Origin of the sequence: Microcoleus sp. S1D4 (assembly GCF_036700765.1) — a bacterium.
Taxonomy (GTDB): Bacteria; Cyanobacteriota; Cyanobacteriia; order Cyanobacteriales; family Microcoleaceae; genus Microcoleus.
Genome location: NZ_JAUBPP010000019.1, coordinates 113,362 through 120,650 on the forward strand (window position 1 = coordinate 113,362; position 7,289 = coordinate 120,650).

A 7,289-nucleotide genomic window follows, 5' to 3' on the forward strand; every position below is an offset into this window, starting at 1 on the left:
GCTTTTTGTCAAAAAGTGTAAATTACTAGAAAAATCCCGATCGCGACTGCGTGTTTGTGCCTGAATAAACAGGTAAAATAACTAAAGAATCACCTTCAAAGGTGTCCATTAGAGGAGAACTGTGTTGAAAAGACTCTTATCGATCGCCCTGTTAGCGATCGCAATTTTTACCGTCGGCTTCGGCAGCCCTGCTTTGGCCGGCGATGCTGCTAACGGAGCTAAACTCTTTAGCGCCAACTGTTCTGCTTGTCACATCGGTGGCGGCAACGTGGTTATGGCAATGAAAACCTTGAAAAAGGATGCTCTTGAGAAGTACGGCATGAATTCCATCGAAGCTATCACCACTCAGGTAACTAAGGGCAAAAATGCTATGCCTGCTTTTGCCGGTCGCTTGAAGCCCGAACAAATCGAGGATGTCGCTACCTACGTGCTCGAACAATCTGAAAAAGACTGGAAAGGCTAAACTGCCTCTTTGAAATCGGACAAGCTGGACTTGATTTAATTTAAAACTTGTCCTCCCGATCGCACCCTCTCTCTCTCTTTTGCGAATAAATATCGGTTTGCAGCAATCTTAACCTGTTTGGGAAAGCGCGCCACAAATCGGATTTTTATTTGCCCAAGCGCGAGGGAGGGAAATTCGATTTTAGATTGAAGATTTTAGATGTTAGATGGAAGATTTTAGATTTTGTATAAATTATCAAGTACCTTACATTAAGAATTATTATTGCTGGCGTATAAATAAAAATTCGGTGCTAGGATATAATGCCTTATTAGCTAAGCATTGAAATCACAAATAAAGTCGATCGCGAAAGTGGACTCTACATATATCATGAACGTAAAAACATCAGCAAAAGTTAAAACTCTCGGAGACGCAGCCTCTGGTGCGATCGAGAAATATTTTCGTAAAACAATAGCGCACGAGGCTGAAGTTATCAAAGACAAAGATGCAGAAGAACTTCATCAAATGCGCGTGGGATTGAGACGTTTGCGATCGGCTGTAACGGGTTTTGCTCCGGTTTTGGATTGGCCAAAAGAAGCTTCAGAACGCAAAATTGGTAAAGTGGGGCGGATTCTGGGAACGCTCAGGGATTTGGATGTGATGCTCGAAAGTCTCCAAAAACGCTATTACCCGAATTTGCCGACTGAAGAACAGGAAGTTTTAGATGAGGCTTTGTCGAGTTTGCTAAAACAGCGGCGCCGGGCTTTGAAAAAGGTGAGGGCTGTTTTGGAACAAAAAAATTACCAGTCGCTGAAAAAGTCGATCGAAAATTGGTTGGAAAAACCGCAGTTTCGGGCGATCGAACATTTGCCAATTGCTGAGGTTTTGCCAGATTTACTCTTACCTCAAGTCAGCGAATTTTTTCTGCATCCGGCTTGGCTGCTGGGCACAAAATATGAGGATGGCCAAGTTAAAGTTTGTGATGGTTTGAATGAGTCGGCTGTGGAAGAGAAGTTAACAGCGGAGGGAAATATTCTGCACGATTTGCGGAAGCAAGCCAAGCGGGTTCGCTATTTGATGAATCTATTTGATAATTTTTACGGCGAGACTTATGAAGCTTATGTGGATGATTTGAAAGCTGTTCAGGAATGTTTGGGCGATATTCAAGATTGTGAAGTTTTAGGTGAGTTTCTGACAGATTTTGTCGATCGCGATTTGCAAAAAGAGTTGCCGCAACTGGCTGGTTTATTGACCCAAAAGCGCTACGAAGCTTGGCAAAAGTGGCAGGTTGTGCAGAATAAGTATTTGAGATCGGAAGTTCGGCAAGGTTGGCGATCGACCTTAATTAATCCTGTGGTTGAAGATGCAGCTTCGGGAGATTCGCAGCCGGAAAGTTAGGTTTTTGGCGAGGAGAGAATGCGATCGACTGACGGGAGGGACTAAAAGATAGATATTTTTAGGGACACGTCATTGCAGTGTCCTTCATTATGTAACTCAATAAAGGGCGATCGCACTTGGGGATAGGTTCAAGAAAAAACCTTAACAATTACTCTTTCCAGTAACGAGTTAAAATCCGAATTACTTCACCAGTGTGAAGTAAAAAAGGGCGATCGCATTTTTTACCATAGCAAATCACGACTGTAACCACTTCATAAACTTATTCGTTGCACTACCAATAGACTCTCCGACTTGTTTCTTCAAACGCCACCGCTGAAACGCTTGTTCGTAATCTTCCCCTTCAGTTTGATAAACATTCCAAGCATTCAGCGACAATCCTAAGCCCCAGGTTAGTAAAATGAAAAGCGACCAAGAAAGCTCGTGGGAGCCTGCTAGATTAAACAAAACTAGAAAACTATTGATAATGCCGTATTTTGTCACATTTTTACGCAATTTGCGACGACGGTAAGTGTTAAAAACCAGTTTTTCTTGAACTTCTCCTCTAGTTGCTAACCATTGCTGTTCCGCCACCACAATATCCTGTTCGGAGATGCCCAATTCTGCTGCTATCTCGAACAACTGCACTCTAGATAATTCTCCTTCGTCTTGTCGGCGGGCGATCGCAATTTGCAGAATACCTTGAGCATCCTCTGAACCGTAAACTTGGCTTATTTGAGTTTCATTAGTTGCCATAGCGAGTTTCCTATAATATCCGGCATTATTTCTATCATACATATAACCGCAGTCAAACCGCAGGTAGGAAGAGATGGCGGATTTCAACACCCGGAAAATGCGGGGGCGAGTTGTGAGTTGACGAATTGAACCGAAAAGTATTGCTAATTGGGAAGTGCTAATTAGTAAATAACCCACCACTAACAACTAACAACTAACAACTAATAACTAACAACTAACAACCAATAACCAATAACCAACAACCAATAACTATTGACTAACCTAAAGTATACATCCACCCGTCTCTCGCGCAAATCCTGACAAGTCCGTCCCAAACAACAGGCGTGGCCTCAAAGGATAAACCAGGTTTAAATCTCCCCGATTCTTTTACTTTCAAACGGTAAAACTCGCCTTTAGCATTTTTCAAAGCATTTTTATCTCCAGACTTCGCTCGTTCCCACTTCAATTCAAACAAATAAACACCGTTGTATCCAGCACTAATTAGTTTATTGCCATCTGTAAAAATCGGAGTTGAGATTGAAGAGCCAATCTCTTGTTTAAAGACTATTATCGGAGTATCATAAGACTGATTTCGCCAAGGTACAGCAATTTTTTTACCTGTAATCATATCTTGGGAACCGATGTACAAATTGCCGTCTATCGCATTTGTGGCAAACAGCGCTGGAAACCCCCCAGGATTGTACTCGTCGTTCAACGCCACCGAACCAATTATCCCACCTTCCCAACTAGAAAGTCGGCGGTTTCCAGTAGGCAAAAACCATTCGACACTGGCATTCGGTTCCTTGTTCGGATTCAGTTTCAGGACTCCGCCTTTGCCCTGAATGTATTGTTTTTCAATCGCACAAAATAGTTTACCGGATTTAGAAATTACAGCACTTCCATCCAAATCTGAACCTGTATAAAAATCCCAGACTATCTTTTTACTGGCAATGCTAATACCGTAAATGTGACCGGAACCTGCAGCTATAAATATTCGATCTTTGAGCCTTGATGGCGATGACTCCGCTACCAAGTTGCCGCCGTGCTTGCCGATATCTGCTGCTGCATAAAGTTGTACTTCTGACAAGATCTTTGGCTGTTTAATTCCTTGTTTTAGCTTGGCATTGCTTGTGGAACTATCGAGAAAATAGCCGATCGCATTTTCGCCCGCATTGAACAACACGCCACCGCCGATGTCCAAAGCACTGCTATCGTTATCTTGGCTGTAGCTGGGCGTTTTCCTGATGTCCAGCTTCCAAATTTCCTTGCCAGTTCTAAAAGATATTGCCCTAAAACTCGGCACCACACTTTTGCCACCACCGCCGCTGCGGCTGCCTTGCAAAATCACAATTCTGTTTTCAGCGCTGGCTTTTTCATCGATATAAATTGTTGATGAACCTTTGATTATATCATCAAACTTATAGCGCCACACTTCTTTATTGGTAGCAATATCTATTTTTCGCAAATTGTGGTCAAAAGAACCTATAATTAAATAAGTTTTCCCCCGGTCTCTGGTAATTGTTGGCTGTCCAGTCCAACCCGCGCCGCTCCAAATTTGCGATCGCCTTCCCAGAAAAGTCCGTCCGCTTCCTAGCTGAAATTTATCGATTAATTTCAAGTTTTTCGGAACACCTCTGCCGTAGAAACGGCGCTTGTCGTTACCTAAAAATGTCGGGACTAATAATTCTATTTCTGGGTCTGCTTTTGCCAGAGCATTGTTAATATTAGTTTCTAATAAAGCTTGTTCCGAGGATGCAGTTTGGTACAGTTTGAGAACAGCAGGAGGAACAGCAGCACTCAGCAAAAATTGTCCTAGCTGTTGATTGAAGGTTCTGCGAGATGATAAACTCATGTTAGAGCGAGATAATCAGCAATAATATTAAAACATAATTATCAGCAACAACTCAATTCAAACCGATCGCGCTAAACTGCTAAATAACTGACAAGCTTACTCAGTACGAGTTAAAGTATATTTGATTATGGTCAACCGTCTTGCCCAATCCCAAAGCCTTTACCTGCGGAAACACGCCGAAAATCCGATTGACTGGTGGCCTTGGTGCGACGAAGCTTTGGAAGCGGCCCGGAGCGAAAATAAACCGATTTTCCTGTCAATTGGCTACTCTAGCTGCCACTGGTGTACGGTGATGGAAGGAGAAGCATTTTCCGATCGCGCGATCGCCCAATACATGAATTCGCAGTTTATACCGATCAAAGTCGATCGCGAAGAACGCCCGGACATCGACAGCATATATATGCAAACATTGCAAATGATGACCGGTCAAGGTGGTTGGCCGCTCAACGTTTTTCTCACTCCCGACGAGCGAATTCCCTTCTACGGAGGCACTTATTTCCCCGTAGAACCGCGCTACGGACGACCGGGATTTTTAGAAGTTTTGCAAGCAATTCGCCGCTTTTACGACACAGAAAAAGGCAAAGTAGAAGCCTTCAAAGCAGAGATTTTAGGCAACCTCCAACAGTCGGCAGCGCTGTCAGGGGTAACCACCGAATTAAATCGCGAAATTTTTCAAAAAGGCTTAGAAACTACCACCGGAATTATTGCCGGCAGCAACCCCGGCCCCAGCTTTCCGATGATACCTTATGCTGAGCTAGCACTGCGGGGAACGCGATTTAATTTTGAATCAAAATACGACAGCAAACAAGTCTGCACTCAGCGCGGATTAGACTTAGCATTGGGCGGCATTTACGACCACGTAGGAGGCGGATTTCACCGCTACACCGTTGATGCGACTTGGACTGTGCCACACTTTGAAAAAATGCTCTACGACAACGGTCAAATTGTTGAATATTTGGCGAATTTGTGGAGCGCGGGAATACAAGAACCGGCTTTTGAAACTGCGATCGCGCGGACAGTAGAATGGTTGAAGCGAGAAATGATTGCGCCAACAGGCTATTTTTATGCTGCACAGGATGCTGACAGTTTTAACACTTCAGAGGAAGTTGAACCGGAGGAAGGAGCGTTTTATGTTTGGAGTTACGACGAACTGGAACAACTATTAACTGCTGAGGAATTGGCAGAAATTCAAGAACAGTTTACTGTGACTCGTGGCGGCAATTTTGAAGGCAAAAATGTATTGCAGCGCTACCAGCCCGGAAAACTCAGCGCCACGGTAGAAACAGCTTTAGCTAAACTTTTTGCTGTTCGCTACGGCGGCAATCCCGATACTGTGAAAACCTTTCCCCCAGCCCGCAACAATCAAGAAGCTAAAAACGACAGTTGGCCTGGTAGAATTCCGGCAGTTACTGACACGAAAATGATTGCTGCTTGGAATAGTTTAATGATTTCGGGTTTGGCGCGGGCGGCGGCTGTTTTTGGCAATTTGGACTATCTGGAATTGGCGGTGAATGCTGCTAATTTTATTTTAGACAATCAGTGGCAAAATGGGCGGTTTCAGCGGCTGAATTATGACGGACAATCGGCGGTGGCTGCACAGTCGGAAGATTATGCTTTGTTTGTGAAAGCTTTGTTGGATTTGCATCAAGCGAGTTTGAATTTAGGCAATGGGGAAGCAGCACAGCCATTGCCTAATTCTCAGTTTTGGTTGGAGAAAGCTGTGCAGGTGCAAGAAGAGTTTGATGAGTTTTTGTGGAGCGTGGAATTGGGAGGGTATTACAATGCTGCTAAGGATGTGAGCGGAGATTTGTTGGTGCGGGAACGCAGTTATATAGACAATGCAACTCCGGCGGCGAATGGAATTGCGATCGCCTCTTTGGTTCGCTTGGCCTTGCTGGGCCAGAATTTAGAATATCTCGATCGCGCCGAACAAGCTTTGCAAGCTTTTAGCAGTATTGTCCGAGATGCTCCCCAAGCTTGTCCGAGTCTGCTTTCGGCGATCGACTGGTATCAGCATTCTACCCTGATTCGCACTTCGCCCGACCTGATTCCTGGGTTAATTTCGCAGTATTATCCGACTGCTGTTTGTCAGATTGAGGTGGATTTGCCTGAAGGTGCGATCGGGTTAGTTTGCGAGTGTTTGACTTGCAAAGAACCTGCGAAAACTCAAGAGATGCTGTTAGCAGAAATTCAGCAAAGTCAAACGCGAGGATAAAACAAAAAGGACTGAATTCCTGACTGCGAACCTGTTTTACTCGTTGACTCGTCACTAGGCTTTACTCGTTACTAGGCAGAGCCTAGTAACGCAGATCTGCAGGCTCTGCCTCCAATTTCCGAAGCGAGGCAGAGCCTCTGGATATAGGTTCCTTTAGCTGGAGCCTGGGAACCAGTTAAACCCCTCAATTCACCAATCCCTCAATGTAAAATCTAAAATCTCAAATTTCAACTCCTTACCTTTTTTAGAAAAGCTATATTCCGTGAAAGAGGTATCTAAAAATGAACTTCACCATCAAACTGCTTGATGTCGTTGCATTACTAGAAGATTTACCAGGACAGGGCTTATATCGGGGTCAAGTGGGAACAGTAATTGATGAATATGATGCAGAATTTGTTGAATTTGAGTTTAGCGATTTGCAAGGTTGTACCTACGCGCTAGAAGCCCTTAGCAAGTCGCAGTTAATGATTTTGCATCACAGTCTGCTGGCAGAAACCAAATAGCTAAAAACTCAACCATTATTACAAAAACAAGTTTTAAATCCCTAATAATTCCATTCTTTACAAACAATACAGCGGTGGGCAATATCCGAACTTATATAGCAATCCTAAATGATTTTCTAGACCTAGAGCAATCCTAATTGATTTTCTCCGTGTAACTATATTTATGTATTT

General features: G+C 43.7%; 6 protein-coding genes. 4 read left to right on the forward strand and 2 right to left on the reverse strand.

The window, feature by feature from the left end; translation table 11 throughout:
* Positions 1 to 124: 124 nt before the first annotated feature.
* Together petJ and QT998_RS19740 are read left to right on the forward strand one after the other, a co-directional pair.
* Positions 125 to 463 (forward strand): cytochrome c6 PetJ, encoded by a 339-nt coding sequence (petJ, locus tag QT998_RS19735; protein WP_333117173.1) that lies wholly within the window; start codon positions 125 to 127, stop codon positions 461 to 463.
* A gap of 366 nt (positions 464 to 829) precedes the next feature.
* Complete coding sequence (locus QT998_RS19740) at positions 830 to 1,837, forward strand: CHAD domain-containing protein (RefSeq protein ID WP_333117175.1); 1,008 nt, start codon at positions 830 to 832, stop codon at positions 1,835 to 1,837.
* 234 nt (positions 1,838 to 2,071) lie between these two features.
* Here QT998_RS19740 and QT998_RS19745 read toward each other — a convergent pair whose 3' ends face one another.
* Entirely contained in the window at positions 2,072 to 2,569 is a 498-nt protein-coding gene (locus QT998_RS19745; protein WP_333117176.1) for a 2TM domain-containing protein, read from the reverse strand.
* A gap of 256 nt (positions 2,570 to 2,825) precedes the next feature.
* A complete protein-coding gene (locus QT998_RS19750; RefSeq protein ID WP_333093461.1) occupies positions 2,826 to 4,400 on the reverse strand; it encodes an outer membrane protein assembly factor BamB family protein in 1,575 nt (524 codons plus the stop codon).
* Between the two features lie 127 nt (positions 4,401 to 4,527).
* Between QT998_RS19750 and QT998_RS19755 the strand changes: the two genes are divergently transcribed.
* Positions 4,528 to 6,615 (forward strand): thioredoxin domain-containing protein, encoded by a 2,088-nt coding sequence (locus QT998_RS19755; protein WP_333117178.1) that lies wholly within the window; start codon positions 4,528 to 4,530, stop codon positions 6,613 to 6,615.
* 281 nt (positions 6,616 to 6,896) lie between these two features.
* Complete coding sequence (locus tag QT998_RS19760) at positions 6,897 to 7,118, forward strand: DUF4926 domain-containing protein (protein WP_333093463.1); 222 nt, start codon at positions 6,897 to 6,899, stop codon at positions 7,116 to 7,118.
* The last annotated feature ends 171 nt before the right edge of the window (positions 7,119 to 7,289 follow it).